Origin of the sequence: Psychrobacter sp. MES7-P7E, assembly GCF_002863645.1 — a bacterium.
Classification (GTDB): Bacteria; Pseudomonadota; Gammaproteobacteria; order Pseudomonadales; family Moraxellaceae; genus Psychrobacter.
In genome coordinates this window covers 1-17,289 of record NZ_PJBU01000115.1, presented here as the reverse complement: position 1 = coordinate 17,289, position 17,289 = coordinate 1, and the positions used below count along the sequence as shown (strand labels likewise).

Genomic DNA, 17,289 nt, shown 5'->3' with positions numbered 1-17,289 from the left:
TGCAGTCTGCCCATTGAATAGTTGCAGATTGCGCCAATGTGGGACATCTTATACTATCTACGCTTATCATGAGGCGTTATTCTGCTTTGATTGCCTTCAATTCGTTGATTAATTCATTCGTTTTTTACCAGTTTTACTCAGGCATTTGTCTAAATATGATACAAAACTGCGCTTAATGACTTCGCTAATAGGTGACTATATCTTGTAAGATGTCATGATTGATTATAAAAAACTCAGAATACGCCTGAACAGATAAAACCAATCACTTCTCATATCCCTTTAATACTTTTTAAGATGATTTTTCAAACGCCTATGACAGAACAACCCTACACCCCTATATCGCAAGTATCAAAAGACGCTAACAATATGGTAGTACCTGCTACCGATACAAAAAACACTAAGCAAACAGCACCTGATACCCTAAACCCTATCTTCATAGAAGTTCAGCAAAATTGTCGCATTTCCGCTGAGCAATTAAAACGCTATAGCGACCCTGATGAGTTGCCTACAGATACACGTACTGCGCCTGACTTAGATGTTGGTTTCGGCCAACAACGCGCGCTTAAAGCATTGCATACAGCGCTAGATATTAAAGCCAGTGGCTACCATGTATTTGCCGCTGGTGAGAACGGTTTAGGTAAGCGTACCGTGATTAGTCGTCTGTTAGCGCGTATTGCTGCCGAGGCACCGACGCCAGATGATTGGGTATATGTGCATAATTTTACCGATCCACGCACACCATTGGCGCTACGTCTACCAGCTGGTCAAGCCTCGCTATTACAACAGCAAGTTAATAATTTATGGCAGCAAGCAAAAAAGCGTTTAAGCCAACGCTTTCGTAGTGATCAATACCAGAGCAAAATTGAAGCCATCAAAAACAGTACCCATCAAAAAGAAAGTCATGCCTATGACGCGCTTAATGCTGAAGGCAAACAATATGACCTAGCATTGACGTTTCGCTCGTTCGATAATAAAGCCGTATTTGTTCATCCTAGTCAGCTGCCTACAGAAAGCAACAGCGATGATGACAAGCAAATAAAAATACCTAGCAATCGTAAAGATTCAGAAAGGCTCAATGATAGCGAAAAAGTTAATATCTTGAGCAATAAAGATAATGAGAGTAAAGAAAACCAAGACTCTACATATGGCAATAATGAGTATGAAGCTGAGCTGAATAACTTTGTACAAAAAAACCATATGCAAAAGCGTCTGAGTCAATTGACCATCGCTTTAGAGCAACTAGAAGACGAAGCCAACGATGAGATCGAGTCGTTACATCGTAGTATTGCCCAACGTGCTTTACAGCCATTATTTACTCCTATTTATGAGCAATTTGCGACTCATCCACTTGTCGTAGCATATCTCAAGGCTGTATTTGATGACATGGTCACTCACGTAGAGCGTATCGTCAATGGCGATGATGAGGAGTTTGTGACAGCAGTATTGGCTACGACGCCCAGTCGTTATGCAGTAAATGTTATTGTCAGTCACACACCTGACAGTGGCGCGCCCGTGGTCTTTGAGGATTTGCCAACCCATCTCAATTTGTTAGGGCATGTCGAGCAAATCACCCAATTAGGCACAGTAACCACTGACGTGAGTATGATTCGTGCAGGTGCGCTACATCGCGCCAATGGCGGCTATTTACTGTTAGAAGCTAGCCACGTCCTTGAGCATCCTTATGCATGGCAAGGCTTAAAGCGCGCATTACAATCACGAAAAATCAAACTATCAAGTCTAGAGCAAATGCTGACGCTGACCGGTAGCTTGTCTCTGTCACCAGCGCCTATTGATTTAGATATCAAGGTTATCTTGTTAGGTGAAGCAGATTTATATTACGAGCTGCTAGAGCTTGAGCCTGAATTTGATGCCGTATTCAAAGTCCGAGCTGATTTTCATGACGATGTGCCTCGTACCACTGAGCATGAATTGGCATTGGTCGCAAAAATGGCCGATATCATCGACTATGCAGACCTTTATCCGTTTAATAGCAGTGCGCAAGCTACGTTACTTGAGCATTTAAGCTTGCAAGCTGAAGAACAAGATCGTTTAAGCCTACACAGTGACTTATTGATTAAACTATTGCATGAATCAAACCGGCATGCTCGATTAAATAATGAGGCTATGGTGACGGCAGATCATGTCACTCAAGCAATCGATGACATGGATGAGCGTTCAGGATATTTGCGCGATCTATACTGGGACGAGCTTAAAAACGGCCAGCAGCTGATCCAAACGCAAGGCGATGCTATCGGACAAGTTAATGCATTAACCGTGGTTAGTTATGCCGATAGTGAGTTTGGCATGCCAGCACGGCTTACTGCGGTCATTCAGCCCAATATTGGCACAGGTGAAATTCTTGATATTGAGCGTGATGTAGACTTGGGCGGTAGTTTACACGCCAAAGGTATGCTGATTATGACCAGCTATTTGCGCGCGTTGTTTAGTCAACATCATGCGCTTAACTTTAGTGCCTCACTGGCATTCGAGCAAAGCTACGCACAAATCGATGGCGATAGTGCTACCGTTAGCGAAGGCTGTGCATTGCTATCCGCGTTAGCAAACGTCCCCATCAATCAGTCTCTTGCGATTACTGGATCTATGAACCAGTTAGGCGAAGTACAAGCGGTTGGTGGCATCAATGCTAAAATCGCAGGTTTCTTCGACGCTTGCCGCGAGCAAGAGCTAACAGGCGATCAAGGCGTTGTCATTCCGATGGCCAATGTCAAACAACTGATGCTACGTGACGACATTATCGATGTGGTAAATAGAGGCAAATTTCATATCTATGGCGTCTATACTCTAAGTGAGGCCCTGACGCTGATGACTGGTTTGCCCATCGACACCATGAATAAAAAAGGCCGTTATCGTAAAGATACTTTATTTGGTAAAGTATTAAGCCGTCTGATGCTGTGGGATGAAAACCAGGAAAGCACTGACGACCTCGATGATGAAAAGTCCAAAAAGAAAGCGAAGAAAAATCGTAAAGAAAAACGTCAAAAGAAAGAAAATAAGAGAATAAAAGAAAAGCGTAAAGGTGAGAGAATCAATGAGAAAAGCAGTGAAGAAAGTAGCAAGCAAAGCGATGCTAAGCCTATTGATGACACCCTAAACGATAGCGAGACAACAGCTGTCGATGAGGATGGCAATTAAAATTTGAACGGTACTGCCGATACGCACGCACATTGCTGTTCGACTAGATTTATCGTTGTATCTACAGCTAGATCGAGCAGCTATCATCGAATAGCAACCATCAAATAAACATACGCATGCATGAACGTCGCTAGACGCTACGCTGCTTTTCTGCGATGATTAACGGTTCCTGATCGAGCAATATCGTGCCAGAAACCGACTTGTAACTTCATAAAGGGTATCTCTTAATGACTGTACATCCTACTGATGCTGATAACATCCAAGCTCAGTCCAATCCTAGTGAGCAGGCAGGTGCGCTTGCAGCTGTAGACACTGGTACCTCAAAAGAGGCCAATGCTGCCAATATCAGTGACAATCGACATGGTGCGGCAACGACTGCTCGGCAATGGCAGGTACTATCACAGCTGCAGCGCAATCGCTGGGTAGGCACCACGCATATTTATGAGCAGCTGATGATGGCAGGCTTCGATATCAGCCTACGTACTGTCCAACGCGATTTGAACGCCCTTGCCAAACGCTTCCCTATCGAAAAAAACAATGCCAATCCTCAGGGTTGGCGCTGGAAAGAAGACGCCCCATTGCAAAGCTTGCCGCATATGAACTTATCACAAGCGGTTGCTTTTAATATGGTCGAGGCCAATCTGACCCAGTTACTGCCACCTGTTATCTTAGATGAATTATTTCCTTGGTTTGACTTAGCACGGCGACAGCTCAAGAACAGCAAAGTGACCCACTCTTGGATAGACAGAGTGCGTATTGAGCCTGCCACACAGCCACTCATCGCACCAGATATAGATTTGGACAGTAAAGACAATATTTACCACGCGCTATTTTATCAGCTGCAAATCCATGCTTGTTATACTCGTAGCAACAAATTACAAGCCAGCGAATATATCCTAAATCCAATCGCAATTATCCAGCGCGGCGTGATTATCTATCTGCTGGCAACTCGTACTGACGATCCAGAAGCCATCATTCGCACCTTTGCTTTACATCGTTTTGATAGTGTTGAGATTCTCGAAACCGCTGCAAAAACACCAGAGAACTTTCAACTCGATACCTATTTGGATGAAGGTAGCATGGGCTTTAGTCACCCACTGTTTGGCGAATTGGACGAGCGTGGCAAGAATACCGCTGTTGAGCTTAGATTCACTAGGCAAGCTGGTAAGAGTCTGACCGAAAGTAAGCTTAATGACGATCAAACCGTGACGCTAAATGAGGATAACACCCTTACTGTAAAGGCTACTGTTAATTTAACCTCACAGCTGGTCTGGTGGCTACGTGGATTTGGTAGTGGGTTATTAGATGCTAAGCCTGAACTACTTTATCAAGCAGTATTAGATAAGTCTTCGACAGCAATCAGTGAGTGACATCACTGACCTGAGATAGGCTAACATCCGCACGCCTTAAGTAAGCAAACACCAAATCTAGATAACGGTTAAAAACTAAGAATAAAAAAGGAAAGTTATGTTGACCACTGCCCCATCACCACTGTTGTCAGATAGTTTACGAGGACTGGGACTAGACGCAGGAACGTTGTTCTTTGCACTCAATTATGAATTTACCAAAATTGAGCCAAAAGGCATGTTTAAGCGTTTTAAGAAAAATCAAAGCGCGATGGATATTGATTTGGCTTGTGTGTTATATGATGACAATTGCGTCATCAGTGACATCGTTTGGTTTAAGCAATTACGAGATAAAGCTGAGTCGGTCAAGCATCAAGGTGACAGCTTAAATGGTAAGGATCGCGGTGAACAAGCCATGTATCTTGCCCCGCTTGATCAAGAGCAAATCAGATTGGAACTCGAAAAAATTCCTGCTCATATTACTCATATTGGTTTAATCGCCAACTCATACCACGGTCATTCGTTCTCTAGGGTGAAAAAAGGCGAAATTCATCTGAGTGACGATGAAGGAAACCGTTGTTTTGAGGTAAACCTTAAGCAGCTCCCACGCGACTGCACGACGTTATGGGTAGCGCATTTGCGTCGATCTGTTGACGACTGGCACTTAACATTGCAAAACTTACCACTCACTGCAGAGGGTCTAGCAAATGCAGCACAAGAAGTGGCTCATGAGTTAGCACGTGCATTGCCTATCCCTCAGGGAATATAAGAGCAGTTAGTAATCGCATATAAAAGAGGTCTTGTGCTATGTAAACACAAGACCTCTTTTTATGAGTAAAGCATTAGCTGTAATTAACTACTAAAAACCTATCTATTCTAAATCATCTCATACTTCGCTATAAAACTTCACCGCAATGCGGACAGAAGTTCTTTTGGCGCGTTTCAACTTCCTTCTCACGCCGTTCAAGCTCTTGCTCTCGAAGTACCTGTAAAACAATATTTTGTGCCTGCTCTTTATCTAAACCTAGCTCTCGACGAATTTTATCAATCATCATCTGATTCTGTACCAAATCAAAGTCACTATCAATGAGCTGCTCACGAAAATGCTGTTCAAGCTCTTCACGGCGCTGAGCCAGTTCATTCGCTAATCCTGTCGCTAGAATACCAGCCGGTAGTGCGGCAAGACCCACACCCAATATCGTAATGATAGCACCCAATATTTTGCCAGCATTAGTAATTGGCGTGACATCTCCGTAGCCTACGGTTGTCAGTGTCACCACAGCCCACCACATCGCTTTAGGTATGGACTCAAACTCGTCTGGCTGTGCGTGATTCTCTACCAGATAAATGCCGCTAGAGGCGGTCACAATCATAATAATGAGAATAAAGATAACAGCCTGAAATGAGCCTCGCTCCTTACTAATAACGACTAGCAAGATGCGCATTGAGGCAAAATAACGAGTCAATTTTAGAATTCGAAATAAACGTAAAATACGTAAGAAACGCAAATCAATGTTGACAAAGAAATTCAAAAAGGCGGGCACGATGGCTACTAAATCAATCAATGCGGATGGACTTCTGAGCCAATCCCATCGCTGTTTCCATGTTGTATTATCGGGCTTTGCTTCAGCCACACTCCACAGACGTAGTAAGTACTCAATAGAGAAAACAATGATAGAGAAGTTTTCGAATAAGGTGAAGTAATCTTGATAAGGGTAGTACCACTGATCGACAGACTCTGCTATCACAGCCGCTACGTTAGTCATAATTAGAAATATAAGAAAATAATCAACGTAACGGCTAAATAACGTGTCATGTTCTTCATTTTGTAAAATATCATAAACAAAATGACGCAAGCGCCGTATAGATTGGAATAACATGCCAGCCCTATATAGTGGTATACCGATTTAGTATTAATAAAATTAAGCAACTATCATAAACTACTTGCAAGGCTTATTCACAATAATCCGCATTCTCACTTAATAGGTTTTCTGATAAAAACTGGTGTGTTGGGTGTTGGGTATTGATATCATCAGCTGACTAAACAAAATATAAATAATAAATATAGATTGATACCAACAGTATAAACACAATCAATAGCATAGAGAACCTTAAGAATTGCTCGTAACTACGAAGCTGCTGACTTATATCCTGCGCAGGTATCAAAAACAAGTGACATTCAGGACAACAAGAGTCTACCTGATTCAGTATTTTCATCGTACGCGCATTCGTACAGCGTAGAGGGGAGTTACTGCAATAGCCAAGCATAATATATTGCACCTCTTGTTGAATCGTAAATAAGAGATACCGACTTACGTCAATGACACTTACTTAAAAAGCAGCTTTTGTTGTGTTTAATTATAGACTGTAGACAATTGAATTACACGTAAATGTAATTTATTGCAGAAACATTGCTAATTTATATTTAAAACCTTACCAACAATAATGATTTTCGTATTATAATAGAGATTAAATGTTACAGATTAAACTTTAATCATGACATTATGTATCAGTAGCTAATGCCATCCCTCATTAGCAAACTGCTGATAATTTTTTATTACGTTAAGGAATGAAATGATGAAACTACAATCCCTAGTTTTAGCTACTGCTGCTGCACTTACAATGACAACTGCTTTTGCAGTCCCTGCTGGCACTTGGTCAATTGCTGCCGGTGCGCACTATGTTGATCCGAAAAGTGATAATGGCACGGTCAATGCAGGTGGTACTGATTACTCTGTTGATGTTGACGGTGATGTACGTCCTACTATCAGTGGTGAATACTTTATCGCTAACAACGTTGGTGTCGAACTACTAGCGGCCCTTCCCTTCCATCATGATTTTACATTAACTGATGCTGCTGGTACTGAACTTACAGGTAAAACTCAGCATTTACCACCGACGCTTTCCGTACAGTATCACTTTGACTATGAAAATATGCCAATGAATATCAAGCCTTTCATTGGTGTTGGTGTGAACTACACGACTTTCTTTAAAGAAAGAGTCTCTACTGGCGGTGATTTAGAACTTGATGATAGTGTTGGCGTGGCTGGTCATGTTGGTCTTGATATTCCTTTTGCGCCAACAGAATACTTCCGTATCGATGCGCGCTACAAGGACATCAAAACCGATGCTACTTTAGATGATAATGATATTGGTGAAATCGACATTAGCCCTTGGGTATATGGCGTAGCATTCGTTAAACAGTTCTAAATTAGTAAAGATACCATGCGTAATAAGAGCCAGCTTGATAGCTGGCTTTTTTGTGCTTATTAATTACGGCTACTGCCGTTTGTCTACTCTAACTATTAAGCAATTATTTATAAAAACAGCTAATAACCTACAAGAAAAAAGTAATCTCCATAAAAAAAGACCACCCGTGGGCAGTCTTTTTTTATTGCTAGCTAGCTTTAGATTAAGATACGACGTGGGTCCGCTAATAGCGTTGCGATATAACGAGTAAATACAGCAGCGTCTGCGCCATTGATCACACGGTGGTCATAAGACAAAGACAGTGGGAGCATCAAACGTGGCTCAAAGCTTTGTGTCTTAGCATCCCAACGTGGCTGCATACTTGCTTCAGAGACACCTAAAATACCAACTTGTGGCCAATTAACTAGTGGCGTAAATGCCGTACCACCTAGATTACCTTGGCTCGATATGGTAAAGCTTGCCCCTTGCAAATCTTTGGTGCTGAGCTTCTTATCACGAGCTTTTACTGCAAGCTCGCCGATCTCAATCGCAATTTGCTTCAGGCCTTTATCTTGTACGTTTTTGATAACCGGTACAATAAGACCATCATCTGTTGCCACAGCAATACCCATATTGACACTTTTACGCAATATAACCTGAGTATTGTCATCGCTCAAATGACTGTTGAATCGTGGATGCTGGGTCAACGCGTAAGCAGTTGCTTTAACCACAAAGGCCAAGATAGTAAAGCCAACACCTTCAGCTTTCATGCCACCTTTTAACTCACCGCGTAGTTTTTCGGTCTCAGTGATATCAGACAGATCGAACTGCGTTACTTGCGGTAGCAAAGTATTGTAGTTGAGCTGTGGTATCGAGACTTTCTGCAAGCGGCTGAGGTCTTGTGTTTCTGTTTCACCCCAGATCTCAGCATTACTCATGTCAGGCAGCTTCGGTAGACCTGAGCTAACAGGATTACTGCTCACAGGTGCCGCTTTTTGCTTGGTTAGACTGTTTTTAACATGTGCAAACAAGTCTTCTTTTAGAATGCGATCATTTAGAGCTGAACCATTCACTTGTGTGATATCCACACCTAACTGACGCGCTAGCTTGCGAACAGCAGGACCTGCATACACATCAACCAATTTTTCATTGACCTGTGCTTCAGTTAATTTACCCTCTGTTTTGCTAGCAGCTGTATTAGTATTAGTCGTTTTGGCAGCTTGTTTTGGCTCACCAGTAGTTTTAGCAGCTGATTTATCTTCTGTTTTAGCTGGTGCTGACTCTTGTAGCTTAGGAGCTTCATATTCACTATCACTAGCATCATCTGCACCACTTGCCATGATGACGATAAAGTCCTGACCATTAGCAACCATATCACCTGCTTCAACCAAGATTTTTTCAATCTTACCGGCAACTGGTGCTGGTACTTCAACCGAAGCTTTGTCTGATTCGATTAGCAAAATCGACTGTTCAGCGCTAACAGTATCACCAACGCTCACCATGATTTCAGAAACTTGTGCCTCATCAACACCTAAATCAGGTAGCGCATGAGTAGTTGCTTTACCAGCATTAGCGTCTGGCTTGGCAGCAGACTCTGATTGCTTTGATTCAGTTGCAGCAGGTTCAGGTTTTGATTCTGGTTTAGTATCGTCTGGGCTGTTCGCTTCTTGCTTTTCAGCGGCATTGTCATCGTTGCTTTCTGCGCTATCCTCTGCACTTTCAAGCTCAATCAGCACCATACCTTCGCTAACTTGATCACCGATAGCAACGCTAATCTTAGTTACTTTACCAGCAGCAGAGCTTGGTACTTCAACCGATGCTTTGTCAGATTCTAATAATACAATGTTGTCGTCTTTTGCAATGACATCACCAACTTCTACCATAATCTCGCTGACTTCGGCGCTATCCACACCTAAATCGGGGGCTTTAATGTCCATGATTTATTTCCTCGTCTTATGGTTATTATTATTTGACATCTTTATCATCAAGTACGTTTGCATCTGCTTGATCTTCAGCACGGCCTTCATTACTGATTTCATCATCGTCTTCAGCGATAAATTCAGGTACAGGATTTGGATTTACGTTACCTGGCGCTGGTGCATCTGGAGACTGATCATAGTAAGACTGCTGTTGCCATGCAGGTGGATGATCCACATCGATACCTAAGCTTGAAATCGCGTCTTTAACCAAACGCATCTCAACTTCGCCTTCATCGGCTAGACGTTTAAGCGTTGCCACAACAATATGCGCCGCATCAACGTTGAAGAAACTACGTAGGTTTTCGCGCGTATCAGAACGGCCATAACCATCGGTACCCAGAGTCGTATAAGGACGGTTATCTGGTAACCAAGCACGGATTTGCTCTGAATAGTTACGCATATAATCTGTCGCTGCGACCACAATACCTTCGTGTGGTGCTAATTGCTCAGTAACCCAAGGCACTTTCTCTTCATCCATTGGATGTAGACGATTGTAGTCATCACAAACCATGCCATCACGAGTCAACTCATTAAAGCTGGTTACACTCCAGACGTTAGACGTAATATTGAACTCGTCTTTTAATATCTGTGATGCTTTTTGTACTTCGCGTAAGATAACACCAGAACCTAATAGCTGTACTTGTGTTGAACCATTGTCTTCAAGCAAGTACATACCACGTTTGATACCTTCTTCGGCACCTTCTGGCATAGCAGGTTGCTCGTAGTTTTCATTCATCAACGTCAAGTAATAATAGACACGCTCACCTTCACCATACATACGGCGTAGACCGTCATGCATAACCACAGCTAGCTCATAACCAAAGCAAGGATCATAGCTGACACAGTTTGGCACGACATTGAATAGAATCTGTGAATGACCATCTTGATGCTGTAAGCCTTCGCCATTAAGTGTCGTACGACCAGCAGTAGCACCTAACAAGAAGCCCTGTGCTTGACAATCACCTGCCGCCCAAGCCAAATCGCCCACACGTTGGAAACCAAACATTGAGTAATAGATATACATCGGAATCATCGGTAATGCGTTCACAGAATAACTGGTTGCTAATGCAATCCAAGTACTCATTGCGCCTGCTTCGTTGATACCTTCTTCTAACATGTGACCATCGATAGCTTCTTTATAGCCCATCAACGCTTCACTGTCTTCTGGCGTATATTTTTGACCAACAGCTGAGTAGATACCTAACTGACGGAACATACCTTCTAGACCGAAAGTACGTGCTTCGTCAGGTACAATTGGTACGACGCGATCTTGGATGTCTTTGTTTTTAAGCATCGCAGATAGCAAGCGCACAAATACCATGGTCGTAGATTGTTCTTTACCATTGCTGCCTTTTAATACCCGATCAAACATTGATAGTTCAGGGATATTCAGTGGGATATGACCACTACGACGGTTTGGCAGATGACCACCTAACGACTCACGACGACCTTTAAGATACTTCATCTCCGCCGAACCTTCTTCAGGGCGGTAGAACGGTAGAGTCTCTAACTGCTCATCAGTAAATGGCAAATCAAAACGATCACGGAAATACATCAACGCTTCTTGATCAAGCTTCTTCACCTGATGCGATTTGTTGACTGCTTGCGTTTGGGTAGACAAACCATAACCTTTGACAGTTTTAACCAAAATAACCGTTGGCTGGCCTTTGGTTTTCATAGCTTCGCTAAAGGCAGCGTAAACTTTAACAGGATCATGGCCACCGCGGTTCAGACGTGAGATTTCTTCGTCAGTCAACGCATCTGCCATTTCTTCTAGCTCTGGATATTTACCAAAGAACTCTTTGCGAGTAAATTCAGGCGTACGCGCCTCATATAACTGATACTCACCATCTACCACTTCTTCCATACGTTGTTTGAGCACACCCGTATGATCTTTACCAAGTAGTGAATCCCAGTTACCACCCCAAATAACTTTAATCACACGCCAGCCTGCGCCGCGGAATACTGATTCTAGTTCTTGAATAATCTTACCGTTACCACGAACTGGACCATCAAGACGCTGCAAGTTACAGTTGACTACCCAGATTAGGTTGTCCAGCTTCTCACGACCAGCAAGAGAAATAGCCCCTAAGCTTTCTGGCTCATCCGTTTCACCATCACCCAAGAATGTCCAAATCTTACGACCTTCTTTTTCTAGCAAGCCACGATTTTCCATATAGCGATGTACATGGGCGTGATAGATAGACATGATTGGGCCAAGTCCCATCGATACCGTTGGGAACTGCCAGTAATCCGGCATTAGATATGGATGCGGATAGCTTGATAGACCTTTGCCGCCTACTTCACGACGGAAATTATCAAGCTGATCTTCGGTCAAACGACCTTCTAGATAAGAGCGTGCATAGATACCTGGTGCTGAGTGACCTTGATAATAGATCATGTCACCACCGAAGTGATCGCTAGCGGCGCGGAAAAAATGGTTAAAACCCGTTTCATAAAGTGTCGCACTAGAGGCGAATGTCGCTAAGTGACCACCTAGATCATCGTCGTTTTTATTGGCACGCATGACCATGGCGAGTGCGTTATAACGAATTAGCGCACGTATCTTACGCTCCATGCCTAGATCGCCTGGGTACATTGGCTCGTCTTCAACAGCGATACTATTGACGTACGCAGTGTCTAGTCTGTTGAACGGCAGTCCTTCTTGAACTGCCATATTGTATAAGGCTTTTAGGAGGAACTGAGCACGGTCCTTGTCTGCGTGTTTAACCACAGACTCAAAGGCTGCCAGCCATTCCTGAGTTTCGGTGCTATCAGCATCCTTATAATAATTCATTCTTGTTAATCCTTTTATATCAGTCATACCTACCTAATGGCAGGGCTTCATTGAAAAATGCATGATGAGAGATTGGTTTACTTACGACATCCTTGCTACGTCCAAGCATTCCATTGTTTTGTGCGATGATATACAGCTTTATTATAAAAATAGTATTATTCATATCGACAAATGCATCAAATCAACACATCTGCCAAACCGTCATAATGCTATAGCTATTCGTTTAATCATTATTTGACTATGACATTCCATTATAAGCTTTTACGGTTAAGTTGTTTATGGCTGTAGAGAAATGATGAAATAACAAGTATTTTTTAAATAAATAATGATTAGTTGTTAGGTAAATATTATTAATTGATAGCTTTGTGGAATATGATTACTTGACTATGCAACATACGGTAACTGGTCATGACAAAAACGCCATTCATCTATTTAATATGATTTTTATAAGAACATTGATTACTATATTGAGATACGTAATATATACATTTATATCAATAGTAGAAAATTGGCATATAAATAAGTATGCATCTTGGTTTTTAGTTTATAGGATAAGTAATATGCTTCAAATTCAACGCTTTTTAAACTTAGTAGCTTCGAACTTATTCGATAAATATATACACCAAGCAGCAATACTGATATTTACTGCTACTTGTCTATTAGTTAGTAATACATCTTTTGCCTTCGTAATACATCCTATTGCTAAAGATACTTGCTCCAATAATACAACTAAAGGTAGCTTATCTAATCTTGACTATGCAAGACTGTTAGCAAGTAATGGTAGTTATATGACTACCGATGGCTCTGCGAATATACCTCTTCAAATACAATTAAGCACGAAGGAATCTAGCAATACTACAGTTGCATCTACTAGCTTATCAGGAACTACTGCCAATCAAGCAATCCGGTTTGTCAGGGATTTTCCTAATTCAACTTCATATAGTGACATAACATTTAATTTTCAAAACAGTGAAACTGGTGAAGCTCTATTTTTAAATAATGTTGCACTTAGCATCTTCGATATTGATAAAGCTATTACTAGTTCTAGTTCCTCAAGTAATGGTTGGAACGACTACGTCAAAGTTACTGGTATCACAAAAAATGGGGCAATTAATAGTACGTTTCAGACCATAGGTGGTTCTAGTATAGAGTTCAACACCTCTAGTATAGGATCTGATACTTTCAAAGGGTTAAGACTACCTGCTGACAGTACTAATACTTTCAACTGTACAGACGCACTTGATACAAGTTGTCAAGGTTCTATTTATTTTAGTGATCCTGTTAAGTCAGTTACATTGCGCTACAGCAACGCAAGCACAATTACTAACCCATCCGGACAGGTCATCGATGTACGCTTAGAGAACTATTGCCATACGCCTAACTCTATTTTCTCAGGCATTGTATTCAATGATAATGGAGGCATCGCTGCTGATGCAGGTACTAAGCAAGATATTACTAGTAAGTTTGTAGGTAATAGTAAATACTTTAACGGGATTTATGACAGCTCCGATGAGCTAGGAATATATGATAGTAAGTTAAATATACTTTTAACAGACTGTAATGGTAATAGTATTTCAACTATTTCACCAAATCCGCAAACTGTTTCTGACAGCTCATCCTCCAGAGGTAAGTATAGCTTCACAGTAGCTGCTAGTAAGCTAGAGAATAGAACCAAGGTTTGTTTGATAGAGAGCGAGCCAAGTATATGGGACTACATTATAGATACGACTTCAGATAATAAAGAAGTTTCGCTAACAACCAATATTTATGCCTATAACAACTTAGACTTTGGTGAAGTGCAGGCGAATAACGCCTCTTTAGTGCTTATTAAGTCGCAGTATGTTCATACTTGTAATAATGCCCTGAACTTCTCAACCGTTGTCGCAAACCCTCAGCCAGATAACCCAATAAATGGTTTCAGTATTAAGTCACCCACTAGTGATGTGGAACCTGGTAAGTGTATCGCTTATAGAATAGAAGCTTATAACCGAGGTCATGTTGATTTAAAGGAGATTCAAATAAACGATCAATTACAGGTAAAGTCGCAAACCAACTTGGTAACCTCTGTTTTCGCCTTGCCAGTTCCTAAGGGAGATCCTACTTCTCTCTATACTGGCACAACTCTACCAACAGGTACTATTACTTCTGAGCTGTTTAACTTAAATAAACCTATTGGATCAACCCCTACCAAAGCCACGCTATATTTCAATACCAAATATGGCACTACTGTAAACGCTCAGTAGCTATTCTCTCTTGCAACTTTGAATTATCACTAACTTTCTCTTTGACCTTAAAAAGCCCTGTCTACCCAGACAGGGCTTTTACCGTTTGGCTACCTTGAATTGCCATTTGTCGTCTTTGTAATGAATAATTGTATTGGTTGCGTGACAATAGATTAATGAAAAAATATGTGCTTTCTACAAATAATACTCATATCAAATTGTAGACAGTTTTACTACAACCCAAAACATCAAAACCCTAATGATAGTAATGCTCTAAGAAAGGATTTTATATGAAACGTTTCAAGATTTTACGTAGTGTTTTATTAGCAACCGTAGCTTCTACTTGCTTACTAAACATAGCGCATGCTGATGATGCTCTAAAAATGGAGCTAACAGCTAATCAAGTCATAAAGAATGCAGAAGGTAAAGTAGTCTATACGCCAGTACGTACTGCACCAGCAGGTACTGTGATTCAGTATAAAGCGAATTATACCAATACCGTTAATAAAGATATTAACGACTTGATGGTAACGCTACCTATCCCTGCAAACATGACATTTACCGGTGATGCGATGCCTGCGAGCGCACAAGCTAGCACTGATGGTAAGAACTACGCTGACATGCCTTTGATGAGAAATGTCGATGGCAAGATGGTCAAGGTTCCATATTCTGAATACCGTACGCTACGTTGGAATATCAGACTCTTACCAGCGAAGAAAGCAGCGGCTGTTGCTCTCAATACTACCGTTAATTAGTTCAACAGATATTAAACCTTCACCCTTTTAACGTTTCAATTTCTAATCTTAATTCTGGAGCATTACATGAAATCAAATACTTTTAATTATAGTTTGCTTGCTGTCGGTGTGGCTGCGCTGATGGGCGTATCTACGGGTGCTATCGCAGGTGAACAATCTACTGCAGGCTCTGCTTCTATTACGAACGTTGCCTCAGCAACCTACTTTGTTGGAGGTCAAGAGCAGCAGAAAGTTGATTCAAACCCAGTAGTAATTAGTATTACTGAAACAGTTAAATTCTCATTAGTGGCTACTAATATTGATGGCGATAATGACGTTAATACTAATAAAGGCATAGCTGTTATTCCTAACGGTACTATTACCTATAATCATACTTTGACCAATGGTGGTAACTTTACTGATAGTTATGATATGGACTTAGGTAGTGTAGATGCTACACAGCTTGCCAATATAACAGTTACTTACCAAACGCGTAATACTGCTGGCGACTTAGTCACAGTAACCAATCAGTCAGGTGCTGATTTTGCCAATGCCACTATTATCCTTAAAGCTGGTGATGTATCTTCAATTGTAATCAGTGAAAAAACTTCAGGTAATAAGGGTGGTGCTACTACAGATTTAACCCTATCTGCTACTAGTGATTACTTATCTAAAGACAAAGTTACTGGTAACGAGAAAATCACTAACAACGATGATTCAATTACTAAACTACCAGTATTCAGTATCGTAAAGAGAGTAACAAACTCTTTAGATCTTAACAATATTAACGATACAGCAGAATATACTATTACTGTAAAAAATGACGGTAGCGCAACTTATGCATCTGATGCTAAAAATATCAAAATCGTAGATATTTTACCCGCTGGATTGAAACTAGCAACAGCAAACGGTAGTACCTTACAACCAATTACTGTCACTAACTCCACAAGTAGTGATTCTGTAGGTACTACAACTACGACTAGTACTTCAAGCTCAGTTCCTAATGGTTTTACAATTGACGGTGCGAATTTGAAAGTTGGTAGCACCATTACTATCGTTTTCAAAGTCCAAAGAATTGATGCAACGACGGTATTAGCTGCTTCTACAGTCAACCATGTCCGAGTTGAAGACCTCTTAGACGATACTGCAAATACAACTAACACTAGTAAAGTGATAGATAGTACTAATGCTAGCCCTGCTGGCACTCAAGACGATCCTGCTCAGACTACTGGCACATACTATCCTAGTGGTAGTGATTCAGAGACTTTAAATGGTACTGTGCCAACTACTGTTGGTAGTGACTATGCACAATCTTTAATAACCACTAAGCGTGGATTAAAGATTGAGGGATCAGCTACCAAAGAAATTCCAGTAACCACAAATGGAACAACTCGAGCCAACTACGAGTCAGTTATTACTAACTCTGGCGATCAGGTTGAAGGCGATGTATCAGGTGAGCTAACGTTCACTATCACTGGAGATACTACTGATACAGACGTAAACATTGGTAAACGTGCAAATACTCAAGTCAGAGATGTAACCGTAACGATAGGTACTGTCACAAAAGACATTTCTCCTACCACAGTAGGCGGCAATACATATGATATTTTCAGCGCTTTCCCTGCTGGCATACCTGCTAACGGCACAGCAACGATAAAGTACAACGTTGTCTCTTCAAATGCCATTATCAATACTACTAACAATACGCCAAGTGAAACTACTATCGTAACGTTAGTACCACTTGCACCAGGTAATGATAATAGTGTGCCAACAGAAGGTGCTCGAGTAGTAACTGACAATACTTATGTAAGAGGACTACTGTTGAGTAAAAAACAAGTCATAGACACAAACTGTAACGGCGCAGTGGAT

At 41.4% G+C, this 17,289-nt stretch carries 10 protein-coding genes; 7 read left to right on the top strand and 3 right to left on the bottom strand.

Annotated elements, in window-relative coordinates; translation table 11 throughout:
• Positions 1–312 precede the first annotated feature (312 nt).
• The 3 genes from CXF62_RS13250 to CXF62_RS13240 all read left to right on the top strand — a co-directional run bounded on the left by CXF62_RS13250 (position 313) and on the right by CXF62_RS13240 (position 5,268).
• Positions 313–3,153 (top strand): ATP-binding protein, encoded by a 2,841-nt coding sequence (locus CXF62_RS13250; protein ID WP_102094741.1) that lies wholly within the window; start codon positions 313–315, stop codon positions 3,151–3,153.
• 227 nt (positions 3,154–3,380) lie between these two features.
• Positions 3,381–4,523, top strand: coding sequence for a helix-turn-helix transcriptional regulator (locus CXF62_RS13245; protein WP_102094740.1), 1,143 nt, complete (start codon positions 3,381–3,383; stop codon positions 4,521–4,523).
• Positions 4,524–4,620: 97 nt separating this feature from the next.
• Complete coding sequence (locus CXF62_RS13240; protein WP_102094739.1) at positions 4,621–5,268, top strand: TerD family protein; 648 nt, start codon at positions 4,621–4,623, stop codon at positions 5,266–5,268.
• A gap of 127 nt (positions 5,269–5,395) precedes the next feature.
• Here the strand turns inward: CXF62_RS13240 and CXF62_RS13235 are convergent, their stop codons facing one another.
• A complete protein-coding gene (locus CXF62_RS13235; RefSeq protein WP_102094738.1) occupies positions 5,396–6,379 on the bottom strand; it encodes an ion transporter in 984 nt (327 codons plus the stop codon).
• A 697-nt stretch (positions 6,380–7,076) separates the two neighbouring features.
• On the opposite strand from CXF62_RS13235, the gene CXF62_RS13230 reads away from it, so the two are divergent.
• On the top strand, positions 7,077–7,709 hold the full coding sequence (locus tag CXF62_RS13230) for an OmpW/AlkL family protein (RefSeq protein ID WP_102094737.1): 633 nt from the start codon (positions 7,077–7,079) through the stop codon (positions 7,707–7,709).
• Between the two features lie 197 nt (positions 7,710–7,906).
• Here CXF62_RS13230 and CXF62_RS13225 read toward each other — a convergent pair whose 3' ends face one another.
• Complete coding sequence (locus CXF62_RS13225) at positions 7,907–9,625, bottom strand: 2-oxo acid dehydrogenase subunit E2 (RefSeq protein WP_102094736.1); 1,719 nt, start codon at positions 9,623–9,625, stop codon at positions 7,907–7,909.
• A gap of 28 nt (positions 9,626–9,653) precedes the next feature.
• Positions 9,654–12,464, bottom strand: a complete 2,811-nt coding sequence (gene aceE, locus CXF62_RS13220) for a pyruvate dehydrogenase (acetyl-transferring), homodimeric type (RefSeq protein WP_102094735.1) — start codon at positions 12,462–12,464, stop codon at positions 9,654–9,656.
• A 386-nt stretch (positions 12,465–12,850) separates the two neighbouring features.
• On the opposite strand from aceE, the gene CXF62_RS13215 reads away from it, so the two are divergent.
• The 3 genes from CXF62_RS13215 to CXF62_RS13205 all read left to right on the top strand — a co-directional run.
• The gene (locus CXF62_RS13215) at positions 12,851–14,707 is read left to right on the top strand and encodes a hypothetical protein (protein ID WP_145990560.1); all 1,857 of its coding nucleotides are present in this window, start codon (positions 12,851–12,853) and stop codon (positions 14,705–14,707) included.
• Positions 14,708–14,976: 269 nt separating this feature from the next.
• Positions 14,977–15,441: a hypothetical protein gene (locus CXF62_RS13210; protein ID WP_102094733.1), complete on the top strand. Its 465-nt coding sequence runs from the start codon at positions 14,977–14,979 to the stop codon at positions 15,439–15,441.
• Between the two features lie 66 nt (positions 15,442–15,507).
• The coding region (locus CXF62_RS13205) for a hypothetical protein (RefSeq protein WP_102094732.1) at positions 15,508–17,289 on the top strand (1,782 nt) is incomplete at its 3' end.